The sequence below is a fragment of the Muricoccus radiodurans genome (genome assembly GCF_050154705.1).
Classification (GTDB): Bacteria; Pseudomonadota; Alphaproteobacteria; order Acetobacterales; family Acetobacteraceae; genus Roseomonas; species Roseomonas radiodurans.
The window spans coordinates 29418-49555 of the sequence record NZ_CP189561.1 but is presented as its reverse complement, the minus strand read 5'-3'; the positions used below and the strand labels follow the sequence as shown (position 1 = coordinate 49555).

The window sequence follows — 20138 nt, the reverse complement described above, 5'->3', positions numbered from 1 at the left end:
AAATTGAGACGAACGGCCCGGAGTGGGGTCGGAACGGAGCCCTCGTGCGCCAGGCAGCGCTATCACGGCCGAACTCCTCGCGGCTGCCGCGGCGCCCGGCCCCGGATCTTCTTGTTCTGGCCCGCGACGCAGAGCGCGGCGAGCAGCTCTGCGGGGCATTGGCCGGGATGGGTCTCGCCCCGGTGGCCATGGATGGGCTGCGCCGGACGATGGCCCATCTGGTCGGGCCCGGCAGTCCTCCGGACGGGGTTGTTTCGGACGCGCTGATCGAGCTGCCGGGCTGGCCGGCGTTCGAAGAAGCGGCGCGCGACCCCTTCTCCCCGACCGAAGTCCGCATCCTCCGGTGCGGCGAGGCGCCGCGGGAGGGGCCATCCGGCCAGCGCCGGGCCGGGCCGGGCAGCCCCGTCGCCGCCCAGGCGGCGGATGCGGCCAGCCTCGCCGACGGCCTGACCCGGGGCGAGATCGTGCTGCGCTACCAACCTATCGTGCGCCTACGCGACCGCCAGGCGATCGGGGCGGAGGCGCTGGCGCGCTGGGTGCGGCCGGCGGGGTCCCCTCCCCTCAGCCCCGATCTTTTCATGCCGCTCGTCGAGCGCACCGGGCTCGCGACGGCCTTCGCGCGCGTCGTCGCCCGGCGGGCAGCCGATGACCTCGCGGCGATGCGCCGGGCAGGCGGCCCGGCGGCGGGCCTGAACGTGTCGATCAACCTGTCGCTGGAGGTGATGCTGCGGGCCGACACCGCGTCCTTCCTCGCCGCGCTCTGCCGAAGCCTGCGCCTGCCCCCGACCTGCCTGCGGCTGGAACTGACGGAGACGACGCCGGTGCGCGACCTCGGCGCGCTGCGGTCGGCGCTGCTGCGGCTGCGCGCCGCGGGCCATGCGGTCGTCGCGGACGACATGGCCCTGGACGACGACCGGGAGGCGCTGCTCGACCTGCCCTTCGCAGGCATCAAGCTCGACCGCCACCTGATCAATGGCATGCCTCACTCCCGCCGCTGCCGCGCCGCGGTGGAGCGACTGGTCGCCCGCGCCCGGGCGCGAGGCATGCGGGTGACGGCCGAGGGCGTGTCCAGCCCTGCCCTGTGGCGCGCGGCCGCGCGCGCGGGGGTGGACAATGCCCAGGGCCATGCCGTGGGGCGCCCCTTGCCGGCCAGCGCGCTGCCGGCCTGGATCTCGGCGTGGCAGGGTCTGCCCCTGACGGACCTGCGCACGTCCTGACACGACGAGCGGAGAACGTCTGGGGAGAGGGCGACGTGCTTCGCCCCCCCCCGAGGTCTTGAGGTATGACCGGTCGGGGCTACTGCCCGCCGTTCTCAGCGCATCGCGGCGATGTCGATGATGTCGCCGACGGTGTTGCCGGAAACCGGCCCGAGCGCGGTCGGGGTGCCGTTCTCCAGGTTGAGCGTGTGCAGGACGCCGCCGGCCAGAAGATAGCCGGTGTTCGTCGTGCCGTCGGAGAGGATGTCGAAGGCGGCGCCCGCCGGCACGCCGCCGGCAATCTGCCCGCGCATCCCCTGCACGCCGTCATTCGGCGGCGCCTGCAGGTTGAGCTGGCCCAGGGCGCTGTCGATGGTGAGCAGCGCGGTCTGCGTCGCGCCCATCATGCTGTTGGTGTAGGCGCCCGCGGTGATGCGCGGCTGCGTGCCGGAGAGCGGCGTGTCCGCGCCGTACTTCAGCTGGCCGTCCGTCGCGACCTCGCCGGTGTCCACGTTGACGCGGAAGTTCATCCCGCTCATCCCCATCAGGCGCAGGCGATCCGCCACGGGGTTGAAGTCCACCACGGCGCGGCCGCCGGACTCGAAGCGCTGGTTCAGCATCGAGACCTGCGTGGCGCGGCCGCTCATCGGGTCGATCCGCACGATCTGACCGGCCGCCGTGACGCCGTACAGCATGTTGTCGCGCGGACGCACGTCGATGCCGAGCAGCGCGCCGTTCGCGCCGGTCACGCGGACCGGGGCGGAGGCGCGGCGCGTCTCGGTGTCGATGCGGACGAGGCTTCCCTCGGCCGTGAGGCCGATCAGGGTTGCCGCGCCCGCACCGCCCGTCAGGCCGAGGAAGGCAGCGCCGGCGAGCAGGGCGGCGCGGAGGGTTCGGGACATGCGTTTCTCTCCGAGGAGGGGAGCGGAACGCTGTCGTCCCGCTGCCCGCCTTACGGAGGCTTCAGCGGTTTGGACGCAGGGGTGTCGTGTTCGTGATGGAATCGCGCCACGGCGCGAGGCGACGTCCGTTCCAGGCGAGCGCGGCCTGACAGGCGGGACGTGCGGGCGGACAACTAGAATCGTGGAGCGTCAGGAGAAGCAGGTCGCCGCGTGCGCGCGGACGCAGCGCGACCCCGCGCGCGGTGGTGTCGTGGATGCGGCGATAGGTGCGGCCGACGGAGGCGATGACGATCACGTCGCAGCCGCCGGACCCGCAGTAGAGAAGTGAGTCTGTCGGGCAGGAGATGGCGCGCGCGTCGAGCACGTAGTCCGGCCGTCCGTCGGGCGTGATGTTGGCGCGACGCAGGAAGCCGTCGCCGAAGGTGGCCGTGCCGCCGGCGCGTCGGCAAGCCTCGGAGAAGGCCGTGCGCGCCGACTCGACCTCCGGTGGAAGCGGCTGCGCGGCGGCGCGCGTGGCGGAGAGGAGCACGGCGACGAGGAGCAGCCCCGCCCGACCCCGCGTCACGCGCCCGCGCTCATGCGCCGCGCGTCATGACGGCCGTGCCTCCGCGAGCCGGCCGATGAAGAGGATCGGGCCGGTCGGGCGGCCGGTGGGAGAGCCGCCCGGCGGTTCGAGCGAGATCTCGATGAGCATGCCGGGCACCGGGCGGATGGCGGTCGTCGAGTAGGTCTGTCGCCCATCCGACGGGATCAGGCCGAGCGATGTCGGTGCCGTCGCTCCCGGCGGCAGGGCCCAGAGCTGTTGCACGCGGCCGGGCTCCGTGGGACGGGCATTGATGCCGGCGAGACGGAGTTCGCCGCCTGCGGCTTCCACCACCCAGGCGGGCTGGTCGCGGCTGGTGAGCAGCACGGTCATCATCCGCTCCGTCTCCGGCGGTCGGACAAGCAGGAGCGTCGCGAGGCCGGCGGCGACGGCGGTGGCACCGATGGCCCAGCCCTGCCAGAGGCGCGGCCGGTGCAGCGGGACCACGGGAGCGGTCGCCTGGGCCGCCCGGGCGGCCGCGATGCGCGGCCAGAGATCGGCCGGTGGCGCGACGTGCGGCGCAAGGATCGTGAGCGGGGCGAGCTGTCGCTCCCAGCGCGCCACGGCATCGCGCAGCGCGGCATTGGTGGGCAGGGCGCGCTCGACCTCGGCGGCATCGCGTGCGTCGAGCGTGCCGAGCACGTGCTCCGCGGCGAGAAGGTCCAGTTCCTCGGGCTCCTGCGGGATCATGCGAGGCAGGTCCGAAGGCGCGAGAGGCCGCGGCGGATCCAGGCCTTCACCGTGCCCAGCGGCTCCTCGAGCCGCGCCGCGATCTGGGCGTGGGAGAGGCCGTGGACGAAGGCGAGCACGATGCCCTGGCGGTTGCGCGCGTCGAGCAGGGCGAGGCAGTCGCGGAGCCGCGCGCCCTCCTGCTCGGCGGCGATGCGGTCGAGCGCCTCGGGCTCCACCGGAGCATCGCCGAGCGATGGGTCGTCGGTCGGAGTCTCCCGGCCGCGGGCGCGGGCGAGATCAAGGGCGGCGTGGCGCACGATGGCGCCGAGCCAGGCCGCCGCCTCCCCGCGCGCGGGGTCGAACTGGTTCGCCCGGTTGGCGATGCGGAGGAAGCCGGTCTGCAACGCATCGGCCGCGGCGTCGCGGTCCCGCAGGATAGCGAGGGCGATGCCGAAGAGGCGGGAGGACTGCGCCTCGTACAGGCGGCGCAGAGCGTCGGGATCGCCGGCGGCGACCCCGCGGAGGTGATCCGCGAGCTCGGGGCGGCCCAGGGTGGCGATGCCCTCAGCCATAGGCTTGGCGGTACAGGGCGACGATCTCCGCGGCGTCGGGCACGCGCGGATTATTCGCAGGGGAGCCGGAGGCAAGGGCCTGGGCCGCCATGGTGTCCAGCAGGCCGTTCCAGCGGGACTCCTCGATGCCGTGGGCCCGGGGTGTCGGAACGGAGAGCTCCGCGTTCAGGGCCTCCAGCTCCTCGACGAGGCGGGTGGCGGCGGACTGGTCGCCCTCCCGCGCGTCCGCGACGCCCATGATGCGGGCGGCCTCGGCGTAGCGCGGCAGGGCGGACTGAAGGGAGAATCGCGTCACGGCGGGAAGCAGCATGGCGTTGGATAGGCCGTGTGGCACGTGAAAATGCGCGCCGATCGGGCGCGACATGCCGTGCACCAGCGCCACGGAGGCGTTGGAGAAGGCCAGGCCGGCCAGGGTCGCGCCGCGCATCATCGCCTCCCTCGCCTCCTCGTCCCTCGGGTTCGCATAGACCTTACGGAGGTTGGGGGCGATCAGACGCATGGCCTGGCGGGCATAGTCGTCGGAGAAGACATTCTTCTTCGCGCTGACGAAGGCTTCCAGCGCGTGGGTGAGGCTGTCGATGCCCGTGTCGGCGGTGATGCGGGGCGGGACGGTGTAGGTCAGCTCATGATCCACGATCGCGGCGAGCGGCAGGGCGCCGAGTCCGGCGATGAGCATCTTCTCGTCCCGCGCGGTATCGGTGACGACGGTGAAGCGCGTGGCCTCCGACCCCGTGCCGGCGGTGGTGGGGATGCCGATGACGGGCAGCGCCGCCCGGTTCGCCTGGGCGGGGATCTTGAAGTCGCGGATGTGGGCGCCGTCCGGCGCCGCGGCCAGGATGGCCATGGCCTTCGCCGTATCCATCGGGCTGCCGCCGCCGAAGCCGATGAGGCAGTCATAGGTGCCGGCCTTCAGGACGGCGACGCCCGCCTCGATCACCGTGTCGGTGGGGTCTGGGACGGTGTCGCTGAACACCTCGGCGGCCAGGCCGGCGGCGCGCAGGGGATCGAGGCAGCGATTCACCGTGCCGGAGGACACCATCCAGGGGTCCGTCACCACCAGGGGACGGGACAGGCCAAGCTGGGCGAGGACATCCGCGACCTTCGCGACGGCGCCACCCCCGGCGAGGATCAGGCGCGGGGCGACGAGTGTGGTGAGCATCTCTGGCGTTTCCCTCGGAGCGCGCAGTTTGGGGTGGCGCTCTGTCCAGTGCAAATGACCGCCGGGGAGGTCCGTGCCGGCGCCGCCCGATCAGTCTCCCGACCCATCGCTGAGGCCCGCGGGGGCCGATGACCGCCAGAGCACAGCTCTCACGGAAAGGAGATCTCCCAGGTTGCAGGAATTTTTCCGTTTCGTTAAGCGGAAGAAGGCCCCGGTAAGGTTTTACCATTCGTGGGGCTCGTGGGAGTCCTCGACATCTTGCACACCGCGTTCCGCTGCCTCAGCGCCTGCCTGATCTTGCTGCTTCCCGGCTGCCTGGACGCGAACAGCGTCGCGCTCGGCGGTGCCAGCGCTGCCGACCGTCTCGCCGATCTGCGGGAACGGCAGATCCGTGTGTTCCCGCAGGGCGAGGCTGCCGTGCTCGCCGCCGCTCGCGCGGTGGCGGAGGAGGACGGATACCAGGTGGTGGTGGACGCACCGACGATCGGCGTGGTCGGCGGGCTGAACCGGCGGGACATGTCGGACGGGCAGATCGCGGGGCAGGTCGCCGTCGGGATCGCCCTGGCGGTGCTGCTCGGCCCGGGGGCCGGCGGGCGGATCGTCGCCCGGACGGATGCGCGCTGCACGCTCGTGACCCAGCCGGTCGCCGGTGGCGGCACCCGGCTGCGCGTGTCCCTGGACTTGCGCGAGCAGCAGACGAACGGACAGGAGAGCGTGACGATCATTCGGCGGGAATCCGTGTACCAGGGCTTCCTCGACCGGGTGACGGCGCGGCTGGCGGGTCAGCCCGCGCCGACGGGGCGGAGCTGATCCGATGGCGCTGATGTCCAGGTCGGCGCGCCGCGCTGTCTTTCTCCTCGGCCTCGCGCTGGGCGCGCCGGGCTGCGCCCGTCCGCCGGCGGAGGCCGGGCCTGTGCCGGTCGCGCGTAGCGCGCAGGACCTACGGGTGGTGCAGAACCGCGTCGTCGCGACTGGAAATGGCGAGCAGGTGATGCGGGCCATGGCCGCCACGCTCCAGGACCGCGGCTTCCGGATGGCCGAGGTGGATGTGGGGGCTGGGCGAATCGCCGCGACCCGGTGGCCCTTCCAACGCATCACCCTGCAGCAGCGACGCCTGGATGCCGGGCGCACGGGCATCGAGGCCGACGCCTATGTCCGGATCGAGGGCCAGGACGTCCAGGTGGACGACCCGCGCTACTACGAGACCGACCTGTTCGGGCCGCTATCCCAGGCCCTCGGCCTGCCCCTGGGCGCTGCCGCGCCCTGACGGGGCGGCACGGCGCCGGCCGATTGCTCCATCGAGACTCCGGACGGCATCGGGGCGAGGACGGCGTGTCCTGTCCGGTCGGGCGCTACGCCGGGCGACGCGTGGCGGCCGTCCAGGTCCGGGAAGAGCGCGTGCGGACCGACGGTGCGGCCCTGCAGGTCCCGGCCGGCGGTCGTGGCGTCAGCCCGCTGTGGGCCGCGACGCGGCGCTGAGCCGGGCGGCATAGGCCGCGAGCCTGCGGGCGGCGATGGGCGGGAGGGCGGCCGCCGTGTCGGCGGCCATCGGCGGCAGCGCCTCGGCGAAGTGGCAGGCGCTGGTGTGGCCGGGGCCGATCGCGTGGTGCGGCGGATCCTCCGTGCGGCAGATCGCCTGCGCCATGGGGCAGCGCGTGTGGAAGCGGCAGCCCGGCGGAACGGCCATCGGGCTGGGCAGGTCGCCACCGAGAGGAGTGACGCCGCCGCGGCGTGAGGGGTCGGGGCGCGGGATCGCGGCCAGCAGGGCGCGGGTATAGGGGTGCCGCGGATTGGCGAAGAGTTCGCGCTTCGGCGCGATCTCCACGATCCGGCCGAGATACATGACGGCGACACGGTCGGCCACGTGCTTCACCACCGCAAGGTCGTGCGCGATGAACAGGTAGGAGAGGCCGAGGCGGCGCTGCAGGTCGCCCAGCAGGTTCACGACCTGCGCCTGGATCGAGACATCGAGCGCCGACACGGGCTCGTCGAGCACCATGATCTCCGGCTCCACTGCCAGGGCGCGGGCGATGCCGATGCGCTGGCGCTGGCCCCCGGAGAATTCGTGCGGGTAGCGGTCCGCGTGGAAGTTGCGCAGGCCGGTGAGGCGGAGGAGATCCAGCACGCGCTCCCGACGGGACCTGGCGCTGCCGATGCCGTGGACGGCCATGGGCTCGGCGATGGTGTCGGCGACGGTCAGCCGAGGATTGAGGCTGGCATAGGGGTCCTGGAAGACGATCTGCATCCGGCGCCGCAGCGCGCGGAGCGGGGCGCCGGTAAGGTGCGTCACGTCCTCGCCGGCGATGCGGATCGTGCCGGTGCTGGGCTCGATCAGGCGCATGACGAGGCGGGCGGTGGTGGACTTCCCGCAGCCGGATTCCCCGACCAGCGCCAGGGTCTCGCCGCGATTCAGGGTGAAGGAAACCCCGTCCACGGCACGGACCGTGCCCACCTGCCGCGCGCGGATCAGCCCCTTCCGCACGGGGTAGTGCTTGGCGAGGTTCTCCGCCTGGAGGAGCGGGACGTTGCCGGGCAGCGGCGCAGCGGCACCGGCCCGGGTCTCGAGGGTCGTGCTCATGCAGCGACGTCCAGCGCGTTCTCGACGGGCGCGCGGATGCAGGCGGCGCGGTGGCCGGGGGAGAGTTCGCGCAGGGGGGGATCCGCCTCCGTGCAAGCGTGGATGGCAAACGGGCAGCGGGGGTGGAAGCGGCAGCCCTTGGGAAGGGCGAAGGGCGGGGGAACGCTGCCCTCGATGGCGAGGAGGCGATCGCGCTCCTCCTCGATACGAGGGATGCTGCCGAGCAGGCCGATCGTGTAGGGGTGCTGCGGGTCGTTGAAGATGTCGGTGGCCGTGCCGCGCTCGACCACGCGTCCCGCGTACATCACGGCGACCTCGTCGGCCATCTCCGCGACGACGCCGAGGTCGTGGGTGATGAGGATGACGGACATGCCGGTCTCTCCCTGCAACTCGCGCAGGAGGTCGAGGATCTGGGCTTGAACGGTGACGTCCAGCGCCGTCGTCGGCTCGTCGGCGATGAGGAGGCGGGGACGGCAGGCGAGTGCCATGGCGATCATCACGCGCTGGCGCATGCCGCCGGACAGCTGGTGGGGGTACTCGGCGAAGCGGCGTTCGGGGGACGGGATGCGGACACGGCGCAGGGCCTCGATGGCGCGGTCCCGCAGCTCGGCCGGGCCGGCCTTCGGGTCGTGGGCGGCCATGGCCTCGGTGATCTGCTTCCCCACCGTGTGGACGGGGTTCAGGGAGGTCATCGGCTCCTGAAAGATCATCGCGATCTCGGCGCCGCGGACTCCGCGCATCTCCGCCGGGGAGAGCGCGGCGAGGTCGCGCCCATCCAGGAGGATGCGCCCATCCGACACGCGGCCGGGCGGCGGGACGAGACGCATGATCGAGAGGGAGAGCATGGACTTGCCACAGCCGCTCTCTCCCACGATGCCGAGGGTCTTGCCGCGCGGGACGTCCAGCGTGACGCCGTCCACGGCGGCGATGCGGCCGGAACCGGAGGGGAAGACCGTGCGGATGTCCTCGATGCGGAGGATGGAATCCGCGCCGGCGGACGGCGGTGCGTCGGTGGCGATGGTTGGCCTCATGACCAGCGGAAGGTCGGGGGGCTGATCTTCTCGACGGGGCGGTGGGCCCAGTCCTGGGACGGCGCCTTGTCGAGGATGCGCTTCTGGGCCTCGTGCAGGTGGGCGGCGGCCTGCTCGTAGTCCATCGTGAGGAGCTTGCCGTCACGGACGACCTGCTGGCCGTCCACGTAGACGTCCTTCAGCGCGCGGTCGCCCGCGGCGTAGATGAGGCTGCGGACGGGGTCGCGGCCCGGGCGCATCATCGGGTGGGTGGCGTTGATCACCACGAAGTCGGCGCGGCAGCCCGGCGCCAGGCGGCCGATGTCGTCGCGGCCGAGGGCCTTGGCGCCGCCGATTGTCGCGGCCTCGAAGAGCTCGGTGGTCGTGAGGCTGCGGGGATCGGTGGCCTGGGTGCGGGCGAGGTAGGCCGCGAGGCGCATCTCGTCGAGCATATTGTGGGGGTAGGTGTCGGTGCCGAGACCGACATTCACGCCGGTCCGCTTGTAGCGGCCGAGGTGCTTCAGGGTGATGCCGCGCCGCGCGAAGACGGTGGGGCAGTGGGCCACGGTGGTGCCCGTCTCGGCCAAGCGTTGCAGGTCGGTGCGGGTGTGCCAGGGCGTGGTGGGGTGGTCGTCCAGGAAGATGCCGTGGCCGATGATCGCGCGGTCGTTCAGCAGGTCCATGCTGTCGAGCCAGCCGATCGGGGTCAGGCCGTGGCGGCGGGTGATCTCGTGGAACTCCACGACGGACTGGGCCGCGTGGATCTGCCACGAGAGGCCGCGCATCTTCGCTTCCTGGCTGCTCTCCTTCAGCAGGCCGGGGGCGCAGGTGTCGATCTGCGCCGGGACGACCATGCCGAAGAGGCGGCCGCTCTCATGCTGCTCGGCGCGGTCGATAAGGGTCAGGGCCTCGGCCATGGCCTTCTCACCGGCGGCCTCGTCCCACTCATACTCCACGACGTGGCCGTTCTTCGTATACCAGCGGGCCGACTTGAACATCGGTGCGATGCAGACGCGCAGGCCGGATTCCGCCAGCAGGTCCAGCCAGCCGGGATGCGCCATCGAGAGGTCGGCGACGGTGGTGACGCCGGAGAGGAGGAGTTCCGAGAGGGCGACCCTGACGCAGTGAGGGACCGCTTCCGCATCGGCGCGGAAGATCGGCATGTATTCGTAGAGGGAGGAGTTGTAGAGGCCGGGCGAGCCGATCTCGTCCAGCAGGCCCTTGTTCATGGGCTCGGAAGACGGATGAGAGTGGATGTTCACGAGGCCGGGCATGACCATCAGGCCACGGCCCTCGATCGTCTCGTCCGCCGGACCGGTGTAGCCGCGGCCGACGAAGGTCAGTGCGCCGCCATCGAAGGCGACGTCCGCGTCCGTCAGGTAGATGTGCTGCTGCTCGGACGCGTCCCAGGCGACGACGACGTCGGCGTTGCGGATGACGGTGGTCATTGTTGGTCCTCGGCGCTTCCCGGAGCGTGGCAGACGGCTTCGACGTTGTGGCCGTCCGGATCGATGACGAAGGCGGCGTAGTAGTTCGGGTGATACTGCGCGCGAAGACCCGGCGCGCCGTTGTCAGCGCCGCCGGCGGCCAGCGCCGCGGCATGGAAGGCGTCCACCGCGGCGCGCGTCGCGGCCTGCACGGCGAAGTGGATGTGGCCCGGCGGCTTGCCCGCGATCTCAGGCGCGCCGATCCAGAGCTGGGGGCGGCCTTCAGGGCCGAACATGATGGAGTTCGCGTCCTCGGAGTGGATGCCCCAGCCGCAGGCGGCCAGGGCGGCGCTGTAGAAGGCGCGAGAGCGCGCGTAGTCGGCGACCGCGAAGCCGAGGTGGTCGAGCATCGCGGTCGCCCTCCCCTGCCCTACCGCGTCAGACGGAGGTCAAGGCCCTTGTAGAGGGCCACGCCGTAGATGCCGTGCGGACGCGCACCCTCCACGCGCTGGGTCGAGGCGAGCCAGAGCTGCTCATGCGCGATGGGCAGCCAGACATTGGCCTCGGCGATGCGCCGCTGGGCGCCGGCGATGGCGGCGTCGCGCTCCTGCTGCGTCAGGCCGGATTTCGCGATGCGGAGGAAACGGTCGGTCTCCGCATCCTGCCAGTTCATGCGGTTCGGCGTCGGGCGGTTACCGCTGTCGAAGTAGAGGGCGAAGCCGTCCGTCGCGGAGATGTAGGGGTAGGACATGACGAAGGCATCGAATTCCTGCGTCGCGAGCTTGCCCCAGCCGACGGTCGCGTCCCAGAGCTGAATACGCATCTCGATGCCGACGCGGCGGAGGTCGGCCTGGATGGCCTCGGCCATCCGGCGCCACTCATTCGTCTGCAGGCCGTAGAGGAGGAAGGTGGCGCGCTGGCCGTCCTTCACCCGGATGCCGTCGCTGCCCATGCGCCAGCCGCCCTCGTCCAGGATGCGGCGGGCTTCCTCCGCGTTGAACTGCGGGACCAGGCCGGCCGCCTGGGCGTCGAAGCCGGCAACGTTCGGGTTGAGGTAGCCACGCATCGGGTCGGCGGCGCCGAAGAAGGTGGCCTGGACGACGGCGGGGCGGTTGACCGCCAGGTTCACGGCGCGGCGGATGACCGGGTCGGAGACGACCGGCTTGTCCACCTTGAAGCCGAGGAAGAAGTCCCAGAAGTAGTTCTGCTGCCGCGTGACGCGCAGGTTCGGCACGGCGCGAAGCTGGTTCAGCGCGACATAGGGGATGTACTGCGTCACGTCGCCCTGGCCGGTCTGGAGGGCGGCGAGGCGGGTATTGGCCTCGGGGATGACGCGCCAGACGATGCGGTCCACCTGCGGGGCGGGGTTCTGGTAGATCGGCGGGCCCCAGCGGTAGCTCGGGTGGCGTTGCAGCACGAAGTCGCCGCGCGGCGACCAGGAGACCCAGCAGTAGGGGCCGGTGCCGTTGAAGCCTTGCACGCCGAAGTTCGCGCCGAGGCGCTCGACGCTCGCCTGGTCCACGATGGAAGCGAAGAAGAGAGTGAGCTGGTAGAGGAGTTCGCCGTACGGCTCGTTCAGCTCGTACTCGACGGTGTAGTCGTCGACCGCGCGGACCTCCTTCACCGGGCCGGCGCGCCAGCGGACGGGCGAGCGGGTCTCCGGGTTGATCCAGCGGTTGATGGTGTAGACCACGTCGCGGGCGGTGAAGGGCTTGCCGTCGCAGAACGTGACATCGCGGCGCAGGCGGAAGGTGTAGAGCTTGCCGTCCTCACTGACCGTCCAGGATTCCGCGAGGCCGGGGCGCACGGTGCGCTGGTCCCAGTCCAGCGACACGAGCGTGTCGCTCATCATGTAGACGAGCTCGCCGGCGCCGCGGGCGGTGGAGCGGGGCGGGTCGTAGTTGTCGGCGTCGATCTCGCGCAGGACCGTCAGGGTGTTGCGCGGGGTGCCGGGGATGCGCTGCGCTTCCGGGACCTGTGCCGCGGCGGGCACCGCGACCGACAGGGCCAGGAGGCCCGCATAAATCCACCTGTTCATCTCTGTCTCCTCTGGTTCAGACGCGGAGGCGGGGATCAAGCGCATCGCGCAGCGCATCGCCCAGCACGTTGAAGGCGAGCACCACGGCGAAGATCGCGACGCAGGGGACCACCGCGATATGCGGGGCGAAGAAGAGGAAGTTGCGGCCGTCCGAAGCCATGGCGCCGAGCTCCGGCACCGGCGGCTGGGCACCGAGGCCGAGGAAGGAGAGCGCAGAGCCCAGCAGGATCACCTGGCCAAAGCGCAGGGTCGCGAAGACGAAGATCGCGGAGAGGCAGTTCGGCGCCACGTGGCGCAGGATGAGACGCGCATCGGACATGCCGGTGGCCCGGGCGGCCTCGATGTAGTCAAGGCCGAGGACGGCGAGCGCGCTGCCGCGAACGATGCGGGCCATCAGGGGAATGGTGGCGACGGAGAGCGCCAGGACGACGGCGGGGATGCCGGGACCGAAGATGGCCGCGAGCGCCAGGCCAAAGAGGATGGCGGGGAAGGACAGCATCACGTCCATCAGCCGCATCAGGAGGCTATCGAGGCGCCGATAGAAGGCGGCGGTGAAGCCGATCAGCGCGCCGATGCCGCCACCCAGCACCACGGCGGCGAGGCCCATCAGGAGCGAGACGCGCAGACCGAAGAGAAGGCGCGTGATCATGTCCCGGCCCTGGCTGTCGGCGCCGAGCGGCAGGCCTTCCGACCCCGGCGGCTGCATCGCCTTGGAGAGGTCGTTGTCGTAGGGGTCCGTTGGAGCGAGCCAGGGAGCGAGGACCGCTGCCAGGATCACCAGCGCCACGAGAACCAGGGCGATCGCCGCCGCCGGCTCGCGCAGCAGGCGCGCCAGGGTGCCGGGGCGCCTGGGCGGGGCAACCTCCTGGGCGACGACAGGGGCGTCAGTGGTCGCGCTCATGCCGTGCGCATCCGCGGGTCGAGGGCGGCGTAGAGCACGTCCACGATGAGGTTGATCAGGATGAAGCCGAGGGAGAGGACGATGATCGTCCCCTGCGCCATCGGGAAGTCGGCGGACAGGATGGCGCCGACGGCGAGGCGCCCGACGCCGGGCCAGGAGAAGACGGTTTCCGTCACCACGGCGCCGCCGAGGAGGAAGCCGATCTGCAGGCCGATGAGCGTGACGACCGGGATGAGCGCGTTGCGGAGGGCGTGGCGGGTGACGACGGCGAACTCGCCGAGGCCCTTCGCGCGGGCGGTGCGGACGTGCTCCACGCCCAGCACGTCCAGCACGGCGGTGCGGGTCATGCGGGCCACGGGGCCGATGAAGGTGCCGCCGAGGGTGAGCGCGGGAAGGACGATCGCCTTGAAGCCGTCCTCCGTCCAGATCGGGCCGCCTCGGCCGGTGAAGGGCAGGAGTTGGAGCTTGAAGCCGACATACCAGATGAGGAGAAGGCCGAGGAAGAAGACGGGGATGGAACCCCCGGCCACCGCCATTGCGGTGATCGCGCGGTCGATGAGCTTGCCGCGCCAGTAGGCGCCCGCCGTGCCGAGGGCGATGCCGATCGGGATCGACCAGATGAGGCTGGCGAACATCAGCTCCAGTGTCGGTCCAACGGTGTTCGCCAGCTCCTGCGCGACGGGGACGTTGTTGATGATGGAGACACCGAGGTCGCCCTGGAGCAGGCGCCACATATAGAGGCCGAACTGCTCGTAGAGCGGGCGGTCCAGGCCGAGGTCGCGCCGGATGCCCGCGATGACGTCCGGCGTCGCGGAGGGGCCGGCACGGACGAGGGCGGGATCGTTCGGCACCACCTGCATCAGCAGGAAGCCGACGAGCACCACCCCCAGCAGCACCGGGATCGCCATCAGCAGGCGCTGGATGGCATGACGACCCATCAGGCGGCTTCCGCGCGCAGGGCGTCGTGGCGGTCGAAGATCGCAGCGCCGCCCCGCAGCGTCAGGTCGGCCTCTGTCTTCAGGACCTCCTCGGGCGCGATGGAGAAGATGTCCTTCGACAGCACGGCGAGATCGGCCTGCATGCCCACTTCCAGCGTGCCACGGCGGTCCTCCGCGAACTGGGAGTATGCGCCGCACCAGGTGTAGCAGTGCAGCGCCTGTTCCGGAGTGAGCGTCTCGTCGGGGCCGAGCACGGTGCCCTTGTTCGTCTTGCGCGTGATCATTGTGAAGAGGTTGATGAAGGGATCGACCGTGCTGACGGGGCAGTCGGAGGATGCGGCGGGGTTGTGGCCCTCCTCCAGCCAGGTGCGCATGGGGTAGGCGGCCTCCGAGCGCGGCAGGCCGAGGTTCTTCACGTAGAGGTCGCCGAACTCGTACATGAAGACGGGCTGCGGCACGGGAATGATCCCGTTCGCCTTCATGCGGCGGCGCTGGTCGGCGTTGAGGAAGCCGCAGTGCTCGATCCGGTGGCGCCGGCCGAGGATGGGCATGTCGGCGGTGCTGGCGGCCTCCATGCCCTGGAGCACCTGCTCGATCGCGGCGTCGCCGATGGCGTGGATGTCGAGTTGCCAGCCCTGGCGATGATACAGCGCCAGCAGGTGGTGCATCTTCGTGTCGGGGAACATGAAGAGGCCGGTGCCGCCACCCGCGCTCTCCAGATACGGATCGAAGAAGGCGGCGGTCAGCCCGCCGGCGGAGCCATCCCCGAAGACCTTCACGGCGCCCCAGGCGAGCATATCGTCCTTGTGGTCCGGGCGCAGGCCGTTGTCCCAGGCGGACTGGGCGATGCCCTCCGGATTGCCGGCCAGGACCTGCCACATGCGCTGGACCAGGCGGCCATCGGCCAGGGCTCGGCGATAGGCACCGATCTCGTTCAGGCCGGCGGTCATCCCGACATTCATGTCGGACGCCGTCGCGAAGCCGAGGGAGGCGAGGTGCCGGCCGGCGCGCTCGATGGCGTCCACCATCGCGTCCTCGCTCGGCAGCGGCATCGCGTCCACGATGAGGCGCTTGGCGCGTTCCTGGAACAGGCCGGTCAGCTCGCCGTTCTTGCGCTCGATCGCGCCGCCCTCGGGGTCGGGTGTGTTGTGGCCAACGCCGGCGGCGCGCATCGCGGCGGTGTTGGCGACACCCATGTGGCCGCAGGTGCGGACGATGTAGACGGGATTGTCCGGGGCGACCCGGTCCAGCTCCTTCGCCGTGGGGTGGCGGCCGACATCCAGGGCGCCGTGGTCATAGCCGCGCCCCAGGACCCAGGCGCCCTTCGGCGCCTTCTTCGCGGCGTCGCCGACGCGACGCAGCACCTCATCCAGCGTCGTCACCTGCTCGGCGCGCAGGTTCACCTGCGACAGGGCCAGCCCATAGGGCAGCAGGTGCATGTGGGCTTCGTTGAAGGCGGGGATGGCGATGCGCCCCGCAAGGTCCAGTCGGCGCGTTCCGGGCGGCGCGACTTGCGCGACCTCGTCCGCGGTGCCGACGGCGGCGACGCGGCCCTGGGAGATCAGGACCGCTTCCGCGAAGCCGTTCGCGAGGCCGCGGAAGACGCGGCCGCCGGAGATGAGAAGCGAATCGCTCAAGAGCGCCAGTCCTTGCCGTGGCCTTCGATGAGGGGAAGCGTGCATTCCCAGGCGAACTGGGCGTGTTCCAGCGTGGTGGGGCGGGCGAACTGGGCGGCGGCCTTCAGGCGCACCTCCTCCGGCGGGAAGACCAGCTCGGCGCCGCCAGCCAGGGCGGCGACCTGCGCCTGGCAGGCGCGCTCGAGGTAGTAGATCTGATTCCACGCCTCGGCGATGGTGCGGCCACCGACGAGCAGGCCGTGGTTCTGCAGGATCATCGCCTTGTTGGTCGGGCCGAGGTCGGCGATCAGCCGCTCCCGCTCATCCAGGTCCAGGGCGATGCCCTCGTAGCCGTGGTAGGAGAGGCAGCCGTAGAACTTCAGCGCGTGCTGGCTGATCGGCAGCAGCCCGTGCTTCTGCGCGGACACCGCGATCCCGGCGGCGGTGTGGGTGTGGACCACGCAGGTCAGGTCCTCGCGCGCCATGTGGATGGCGGAGTGGATGGTGAAGCCGGCGGCGTTCACGCGCTTCGACTGCGGCCCCTCCTCCAGCACGTTGCCGTCGAGGTCGATCTTCACGAGGTCGCTCGCGCGCATCTCGTGGAACAGCACGCCGTAGCGGTTGATGAGGAAGTGGTGCTCCGGCCCGGGCAGGCGCGCGGAGATGTGGGTGTAGATGAGGTCCGTCATCCGGTGGTGGGCGACCAGCCGGTAGAGCGCGGCGAGGTCGCAGCGGACCTGCCACTCCGCCGGGTCCATGCCGGCGGGGACGCGCGAGTCCGGGTAGAGGGAAACGTTCATTCTCCGGGCCTCCTGGGGCGGGGGATGGTCCTTCCCCGGCGGGGCGGGCGTCAACCCGAGACGGCCGGGTTTGTGGGGCATCGGGACCGGCGGATGCCCCTTGGGCGGGCAGGTGGCGCCGGGGTGGGCGCGGGTCAGGGGCGGCGCAGGGCCAGCCGTTCCGGGGGCGGGCCGGGGGGCGCGGCGGCAAAGGCGGCGCGCACGTCCTCGGGCCAGGTGGTCACGCGGCGCGCCGTCAGGTCCACGCAGAGGTAGAGAAGCTCGCACCGCGCGCTCTCCCACCCGCCCTCCGCGTGGAAGAGCCGGTGGCGGAGGAGAAGGCGCTTCTCGTCATGGGCCAGCACCTCGCTCTCCGCCGAGAGAGGATCGTCCAGCACGACCTCCCGCTTGTGCGCCACCCAGTTCTCCCCGGCGAAGGTGCCGAGACCGCGGGCACGGAAGCCGGGGCCGAGGTTCAGCACCGGCCAGAGCACGTCGGTCTGCAGATCGAAGACGGTCACGTAATGGGCAAGGTTCATGTGGCCGTAATGGTCCACCCATTCCGCGCGGACGCGGGTGAGCACCGGACGCGCCCCCTGCCCTTCTGTCCCGCTCACCTGCCGCGATTCTCCCTGTGAAGGCCGGGGCGGTGATGACGGGACGGAGCCGCCCGGGCAAGTCCCGGGCCCGTTCAGTGCGGGACGAAGACGGTGTCCATCCGGCCCTCCAGCGCGGCCGGGACGTCGGGGCGGAGCAGGAGCGCGTCCCCGAGGAGGCGGAGGCCGGGCACCACGATCCAGTCGCGCCAGCGCTGGCCCTCGATGTCCGGGAAGCGCCAGCCCTGGGCCTGGCTCACGACGGCGAGCGACCCGGATTCGTAATGCTCCAGGAAGTTGCGCAGGCGGCGGGCGAGCCCGTCCGGGATGGACCAGCCTGGCCGGATCAGGAGGGTGACGGGGCGCTCGGCCCAGCCGCGGTAATGCCCGGCGAGCGCGGCGTCCAGGTTGCCGGACAGGCGGCGGACCTCGTCCGCCGGCAGGTGGTCGAGCCGGCGGGGTTCGACGTGGAGAAGGCCGGCCGCCTCGACCCGGTGCGGCGAGACGCGGCGGGCAAGATCGAAGGACACCCGGAGATCGGGCGCGTCCAGGCCGGTGGCCGCGGCAGGGAAGGCTGCCAGCAGCGCCGCCTCGTCCACGCGAGGCGTGCGCGGGCGCGCCCGGCCGAAGGCATCGCGCGTCACAGCGGCAAAGGGGAGCGGCGCGTCGGGCGGGTCGGCGACATTCGTGTACCAGTCGTCGAACTTGAAGCGGGCGGCGGGGTCATCGCCCTCCGCGATCCAGAGGCTGGGCTTGCCGAGGGCTTCGGCGAAGATGAGGCCGTGCAGCGCCTGGGACAGCACGACCTCCGCGTCCAGCAGGGCGCGCAGCGGCGCAAGGGTGTCGTCGCGCGGGTCCACCAGCACGACGTCGTCGCCCAGGCCAGGGAAGCCGGTGAAGAAGGGATGGCCGACGCTGGACCAGTGAGGCACCAGGGCGGCGCGAAAGCGCGGGCCGCGCCGGGCGGCCTCCGCCTGCCAGGCGCGCACCTCCGGAAGGTGCCTGACGAGCACGCCGGGATCGCCGAGCGGGACCGTCGCCGGCAGGTCCAGGCCACGCTCCCGCAGGGCCGAGACCGTTCGGACGCCGCGCAGCGCCGCGATCTGGTCCGGGCGGATCGGCGGCAGGGTGCGCCGGGGGTCCAGCACGCCGGTCCCCCAGATGCGGGAAGCCGGCGTGGCCATGAAGAGGTGGCTGCCGGTGCCGAGGACGTGCGGCACATCCGCCGCCACGGCCACGGGCGAATGCCCCAACAGGTCACGGACGATCCAGGCGGTGACGGCGTCGCCGAGGTTCCGCAGCGCGTTCCAGGACCGCAGGCCCACCGCCCGAACCGGGGCGGTCCCGATCACAGCACCGCGCCGCCGTGCGTCACGGGCGGGTCACGCCGGCTTGCGGAAGATCCATTTCGGCTCCTCGATCTCCGGCGTGAGGCCGGTCGCCGTCGCGAATTCCGCTACGGCCTGCTTCACGCCGGGCCAGGGATGGTCGTCGCCGATGAGGAGGCCGCCGGGGCGCAGCAGGTCCCAGAAAAGGCGGATGTCCCGCAGCACGGGCTCGTACTCATGCGCCGCGTCCACATGGACGAGGTCGGGGCGGAAACCCGCGCGGCGGAGGATGACGGCGGCGTTCTCGCTCGTCTGCGGCAGCGGGACAACCATGTCCTGCAGGCCGAGATGCGCGACATTCGACAGGAACTGCCAGTAGAGGCCGGGCCAGCCATGGGTGAGGCCGAGGCTGTCCATGATCCGGTCTGGACGGTCGGGGTTCCAGTGCTCCGGGCTGCCGAGGAAGGTGTCCACGGCGATGAGGGCGGAATCCGGCCGCGCGGCGCGCATCGCCTGGGCGAGCGTCGCCGCGGATTCGCCCTTCCAGACGCCGACGTCGATCGCGAGTTGCGGCCGCACCTCCGCCACCACGCGGGCCAGGGCGGGGTGCCGGCCGTTCCACCCCTGCAGGTCGAGTGGGCGCAGCGGCGAGAAGCCGGCGTAGATGTCAGCGCGGTGGAGCGCATGCATCGCGCGCCGGGCGGTCGGCGTCATCGGCAGTCCGAGGGTGAGAGCCAACCGACCGGAGGCACGCCGTCCCTGGCCCCGACGGGCATGGCCGCGGGGCAGCGGCGGTCGAGGGTGAAGATGCGCGGCCCCGTCCAGGCTGTTGCCCCCTCCTCCGGGCGAACCGGCAGGACGGTGGCGCCGCGGGCGGAGTGCCAGTTGCAGAGGAGGACGCTTCCGTCGGGCCGGCGCAGATGCGCGATGAGGGCGATGGCCCCGATCTCCCGCGCGCCGGTCACGGCCGCCTCGGGGTGGTCCCGGAGGCAGGCGGCGAGCGATCGCCCGGCAAACGCCGCGCGGGCGGGATCGAGCGCGTCCTCGGTCGCGACCGGCGTCACGGCCCCGGCGGGGGCCGCGACCAGTGCGAGGAGGAGCGCGAGACGCCTCAATGGATCTCGTCCGCGCGCGACAGCGCCTCCTTCAGCTTGGCCACCGAGAAGTCGGCGGAGGCGCAGAGGTCGAGGATCACCTTCTCCCGCCGCGCGCCGAGGTCGATGGCGGCGGGGATCTTGCGCACCGCGTCGTGCGGGATGACGACGGCGCCGTGGCGGTCTGCGTGGACCACCGCGTCGTGGTGGCAGGCCATGCCGTGGACCGTCACCTCCTGGCCGTACTGCACCATGTGGACATAGGCGTGGGAGGGATTCACGACGCCTGCGATGAGCTGGAAGCCCGGCGCGATCATGTCGAGGTCGCGGATCGAGCCGTTCGTCACGCAACCCTGGGCGCCGAGCGCCTTGTGGACGGCGGTGTGGACCTCGCCCCAGAAGGCGCCGACGCCCGGCGTGTCATCCAGGTCCTGGAGCACGACGATCGTCGGCAGGGCGGCGTCGGCCACGTACTCGTACCAGCCGGTGCGGGCGGCACGATCCACCTCGGCGGCGCGGCCGGAGGGAGCGGCGGCGCGGATCGTGCCGGTGCGGGCCAGGCCGCAGATCGGCGGAAGGCTGGTGGACGCCGGGACCATCTGACGGACCGTAAAGCCGTATCCGCGGCGGTGCGGGGCCACCATCTCCAGCGCGTTGCAGATCGTCGGCGTGTCCCACGCGCGGAGGGCTTCGAGGTCCTCGGCGGTGAAGGGGTATTCGGACATGTCGGGCGATTCCTCCGGGGGTGG

22 protein-coding genes are annotated in these 20138 nt (G+C 71.7%); 3 read left to right on the top strand and 19 right to left on the bottom strand.

Annotation, left to right across the window (positions count from 1 at the left end; translation table 11 throughout):
• Positions 1-167 precede the first annotated feature (167 nt).
• The gene (locus ACP6CK_RS00280) at positions 168-1217 is read left to right on the top strand and encodes an EAL domain-containing protein (RefSeq protein WP_426956775.1); all 1050 of its coding nucleotides are present in this window, start codon (positions 168-170) and stop codon (positions 1215-1217) included.
• A 95-nt stretch (positions 1218-1312) separates the two neighbouring features.
• On the opposite strand, the gene ACP6CK_RS00275 is transcribed toward ACP6CK_RS00280, so the two are convergent.
• The 5 genes from ACP6CK_RS00275 to ACP6CK_RS00255 all read right to left on the bottom strand — a co-directional run bounded on the left by ACP6CK_RS00275 (position 1313) and on the right by ACP6CK_RS00255 (position 5084).
• Complete coding sequence (locus tag ACP6CK_RS00275) at positions 1313-2098, bottom strand: DUF4394 domain-containing protein (protein WP_426956774.1); 786 nt, start codon at positions 2096-2098, stop codon at positions 1313-1315.
• Positions 2099-2159: 61 nt separating this feature from the next.
• Positions 2160-2663 carry a hypothetical protein gene (locus tag ACP6CK_RS00270; protein ID WP_426956773.1) on the bottom strand — a complete coding sequence of 168 codons (504 nt, stop codon included), beginning with the start codon at positions 2661-2663 and terminating at the stop codon, positions 2160-2162.
• Positions 2664-2687: 24 nt separating this feature from the next.
• On the bottom strand, positions 2688-3371 hold the full coding sequence (locus ACP6CK_RS00265) for an anti-sigma factor (RefSeq protein ID WP_426956772.1): 684 nt from the start codon (positions 3369-3371) through the stop codon (positions 2688-2690).
• Entirely contained in the window at positions 3368-3925 is a 558-nt protein-coding gene (locus ACP6CK_RS00260; RefSeq protein WP_426956771.1) for a sigma-70 family RNA polymerase sigma factor, read from the bottom strand. Before ACP6CK_RS00260 ends, ACP6CK_RS00265 begins: the two co-directional genes overlap by 4 nt.
• The gene (locus ACP6CK_RS00255; protein ID WP_426956770.1) at positions 3918-5084 is read right to left on the bottom strand and encodes an iron-containing alcohol dehydrogenase; all 1167 of its coding nucleotides are present in this window, start codon (positions 5082-5084) and stop codon (positions 3918-3920) included. The genes ACP6CK_RS00260 and ACP6CK_RS00255 overlap by 8 nt, the downstream gene beginning before the upstream one ends.
• Positions 5085-5342: 258 nt before the next feature.
• Between ACP6CK_RS00255 and ACP6CK_RS00250 the strand changes: the two genes are divergently transcribed.
• Together ACP6CK_RS00250 and ACP6CK_RS00245 are read left to right on the top strand one after the other, a co-directional pair.
• Positions 5343-5894 (top strand): hypothetical protein, encoded by a 552-nt coding sequence (locus ACP6CK_RS00250; RefSeq protein WP_426956769.1) that lies wholly within the window; start codon positions 5343-5345, stop codon positions 5892-5894.
• 4 nt (positions 5895-5898) lie between these two features.
• Entirely contained in the window at positions 5899-6351 is a 453-nt protein-coding gene (locus ACP6CK_RS00245) for a hypothetical protein (RefSeq protein ID WP_426956768.1), read from the top strand.
• A 180-nt stretch (positions 6352-6531) separates the two neighbouring features.
• Here ACP6CK_RS00245 and ACP6CK_RS00240 read toward each other — a convergent pair whose 3' ends face one another.
• From ACP6CK_RS00240 to ACP6CK_RS00175, 14 genes are all read right to left on the bottom strand, one after another.
• Positions 6532-7662 (bottom strand): ABC transporter ATP-binding protein, encoded by a 1131-nt coding sequence (locus ACP6CK_RS00240; RefSeq protein ID WP_426956767.1) that lies wholly within the window; start codon positions 7660-7662, stop codon positions 6532-6534.
• Positions 7659-8693, bottom strand: a complete 1035-nt coding sequence (locus tag ACP6CK_RS00235) for an ABC transporter ATP-binding protein (protein ID WP_426956766.1) — start codon at positions 8691-8693, stop codon at positions 7659-7661. The genes ACP6CK_RS00240 and ACP6CK_RS00235 overlap by 4 nt, the downstream gene beginning before the upstream one ends.
• Positions 8690-10120: an amidohydrolase family protein gene (locus ACP6CK_RS00230; RefSeq protein WP_426956765.1), complete on the bottom strand. Its 1431-nt coding sequence runs from the start codon at positions 10118-10120 to the stop codon at positions 8690-8692. Before ACP6CK_RS00230 ends, ACP6CK_RS00235 begins: the two co-directional genes overlap by 4 nt.
• Positions 10117-10509, bottom strand: coding sequence for a VOC family protein (locus tag ACP6CK_RS00225; protein ID WP_426956764.1), 393 nt, complete (start codon positions 10507-10509; stop codon positions 10117-10119). Before ACP6CK_RS00225 ends, ACP6CK_RS00230 begins: the two co-directional genes overlap by 4 nt.
• Before the next feature lie 20 nt (positions 10510-10529).
• Positions 10530-12137: an ABC transporter substrate-binding protein gene (locus ACP6CK_RS00220; RefSeq protein ID WP_426956763.1), complete on the bottom strand. Its 1608-nt coding sequence runs from the start codon at positions 12135-12137 to the stop codon at positions 10530-10532.
• 16 nt (positions 12138-12153) lie between these two features.
• Entirely contained in the window at positions 12154-13038 is an 885-nt protein-coding gene (locus ACP6CK_RS00215) for an ABC transporter permease (protein WP_426956762.1), read from the bottom strand.
• Positions 13035-13976 (bottom strand): ABC transporter permease, encoded by a 942-nt coding sequence (locus ACP6CK_RS00210; protein WP_426956761.1) that lies wholly within the window; start codon positions 13974-13976, stop codon positions 13035-13037. Before ACP6CK_RS00210 ends, ACP6CK_RS00215 begins: the two co-directional genes overlap by 4 nt.
• A complete protein-coding gene (locus tag ACP6CK_RS00205; protein ID WP_426956760.1) occupies positions 13976-15613 on the bottom strand; it encodes an amidohydrolase in 1638 nt (545 codons plus the stop codon). Before ACP6CK_RS00205 ends, ACP6CK_RS00210 begins: the two co-directional genes overlap by 1 nt.
• The gene (locus tag ACP6CK_RS00200) at positions 15610-16392 is read right to left on the bottom strand and encodes a class II aldolase/adducin family protein (RefSeq protein WP_426956759.1); all 783 of its coding nucleotides are present in this window, start codon (positions 16390-16392) and stop codon (positions 15610-15612) included. The genes ACP6CK_RS00205 and ACP6CK_RS00200 overlap by 4 nt, the downstream gene beginning before the upstream one ends.
• Before the next feature lie 134 nt (positions 16393-16526).
• Positions 16527-16988 (bottom strand): acyl-CoA thioesterase, encoded by a 462-nt coding sequence (locus ACP6CK_RS00195; RefSeq protein ID WP_426956758.1) that lies wholly within the window; start codon positions 16986-16988, stop codon positions 16527-16529.
• A gap of 74 nt (positions 16989-17062) precedes the next feature.
• Positions 17063-18319, bottom strand: a complete 1257-nt coding sequence (locus ACP6CK_RS00190) for a hypothetical protein (RefSeq protein ID WP_426956757.1) — start codon at positions 18317-18319, stop codon at positions 17063-17065.
• Positions 18320-18349: 30 nt separating this feature from the next.
• Positions 18350-19009, bottom strand: a complete 660-nt coding sequence (locus ACP6CK_RS00185) for a class I SAM-dependent methyltransferase (RefSeq protein WP_426956756.1) — start codon at positions 19007-19009, stop codon at positions 18350-18352.
• Complete coding sequence (locus ACP6CK_RS00180; RefSeq protein ID WP_426956755.1) at positions 19006-19410, bottom strand: hypothetical protein; 405 nt, start codon at positions 19408-19410, stop codon at positions 19006-19008. The genes ACP6CK_RS00185 and ACP6CK_RS00180 overlap by 4 nt, the downstream gene beginning before the upstream one ends.
• Positions 19407-20114, bottom strand: a complete 708-nt coding sequence (locus ACP6CK_RS00175; RefSeq protein WP_426956754.1) for an RraA family protein — start codon at positions 20112-20114, stop codon at positions 19407-19409. Before ACP6CK_RS00175 ends, ACP6CK_RS00180 begins: the two co-directional genes overlap by 4 nt.
• Positions 20115-20138: the final 24 nt, after the last annotated feature.

Bases quoted from the DNA above. Each gene is read 5' to 3' on its own strand.
- ACP6CK_RS00280 (WP_426956775.1), top strand. From the start codon at position 168: ATGGGTCTCGCCCCGGTGGCCATGGATGGGCTGCGCCGGACGATGGCC.
- ACP6CK_RS00275 (WP_426956774.1), bottom strand. From the start codon at position 2,098: ATGTCCCGAACCCTCCGCGCCGCCCTGCTCGCCGGCGCTGCCTTCCTC.
- ACP6CK_RS00265 (WP_426956772.1), bottom strand. From the start codon at position 3,371: ATGATCCCGCAGGAGCCCGAGGAACTGGACCTTCTCGCCGCGGAGCAC.
- ACP6CK_RS00260 (WP_426956771.1), bottom strand. From the start codon at position 3,925: ATGGCTGAGGGCATCGCCACCCTGGGCCGCCCCGAGCTCGCGGATCAC.
- ACP6CK_RS00255 (WP_426956770.1), bottom strand. From the start codon at position 5,084: ATGCTCACCACACTCGTCGCCCCGCGCCTGATCCTCGCCGGGGGTGGC.
- ACP6CK_RS00245 (WP_426956768.1), top strand. From the start codon at position 5,899: ATGGCGCTGATGTCCAGGTCGGCGCGCCGCGCTGTCTTTCTCCTCGGC.
- ACP6CK_RS00240 (WP_426956767.1), bottom strand. From the start codon at position 7,662: ATGAGCACGACCCTCGAGACCCGGGCCGGTGCCGCTGCGCCGCTGCCC.
- ACP6CK_RS00235 (WP_426956766.1), bottom strand. From the start codon at position 8,693: ATGAGGCCAACCATCGCCACCGACGCACCGCCGTCCGCCGGCGCGGAT.
- ACP6CK_RS00230 (WP_426956765.1), bottom strand. From the start codon at position 10,120: ATGACCACCGTCATCCGCAACGCCGACGTCGTCGTCGCCTGGGACGCG.
- ACP6CK_RS00225 (WP_426956764.1), bottom strand. From the start codon at position 10,509: ATGCTCGACCACCTCGGCTTCGCGGTCGCCGACTACGCGCGCTCTCGC.
- ACP6CK_RS00220 (WP_426956763.1), bottom strand. From the start codon at position 12,137: ATGAACAGGTGGATTTATGCGGGCCTCCTGGCCCTGTCGGTCGCGGTG.
- ACP6CK_RS00215 (WP_426956762.1), bottom strand. From the start codon at position 13,038: ATGAGCGCGACCACTGACGCCCCTGTCGTCGCCCAGGAGGTTGCCCCG.
- ACP6CK_RS00210 (WP_426956761.1), bottom strand. From the start codon at position 13,976: ATGGGTCGTCATGCCATCCAGCGCCTGCTGATGGCGATCCCGGTGCTG.
- ACP6CK_RS00200 (WP_426956759.1), bottom strand. From the start codon at position 16,392: ATGAACGTTTCCCTCTACCCGGACTCGCGCGTCCCCGCCGGCATGGAC.
- ACP6CK_RS00185 (WP_426956756.1), bottom strand. From the start codon at position 19,009: ATGACGCCGACCGCCCGGCGCGCGATGCATGCGCTCCACCGCGCTGAC.
- ACP6CK_RS00175 (WP_426956754.1), bottom strand. From the start codon at position 20,114: ATGTCCGAATACCCCTTCACCGCCGAGGACCTCGAAGCCCTCCGCGCG.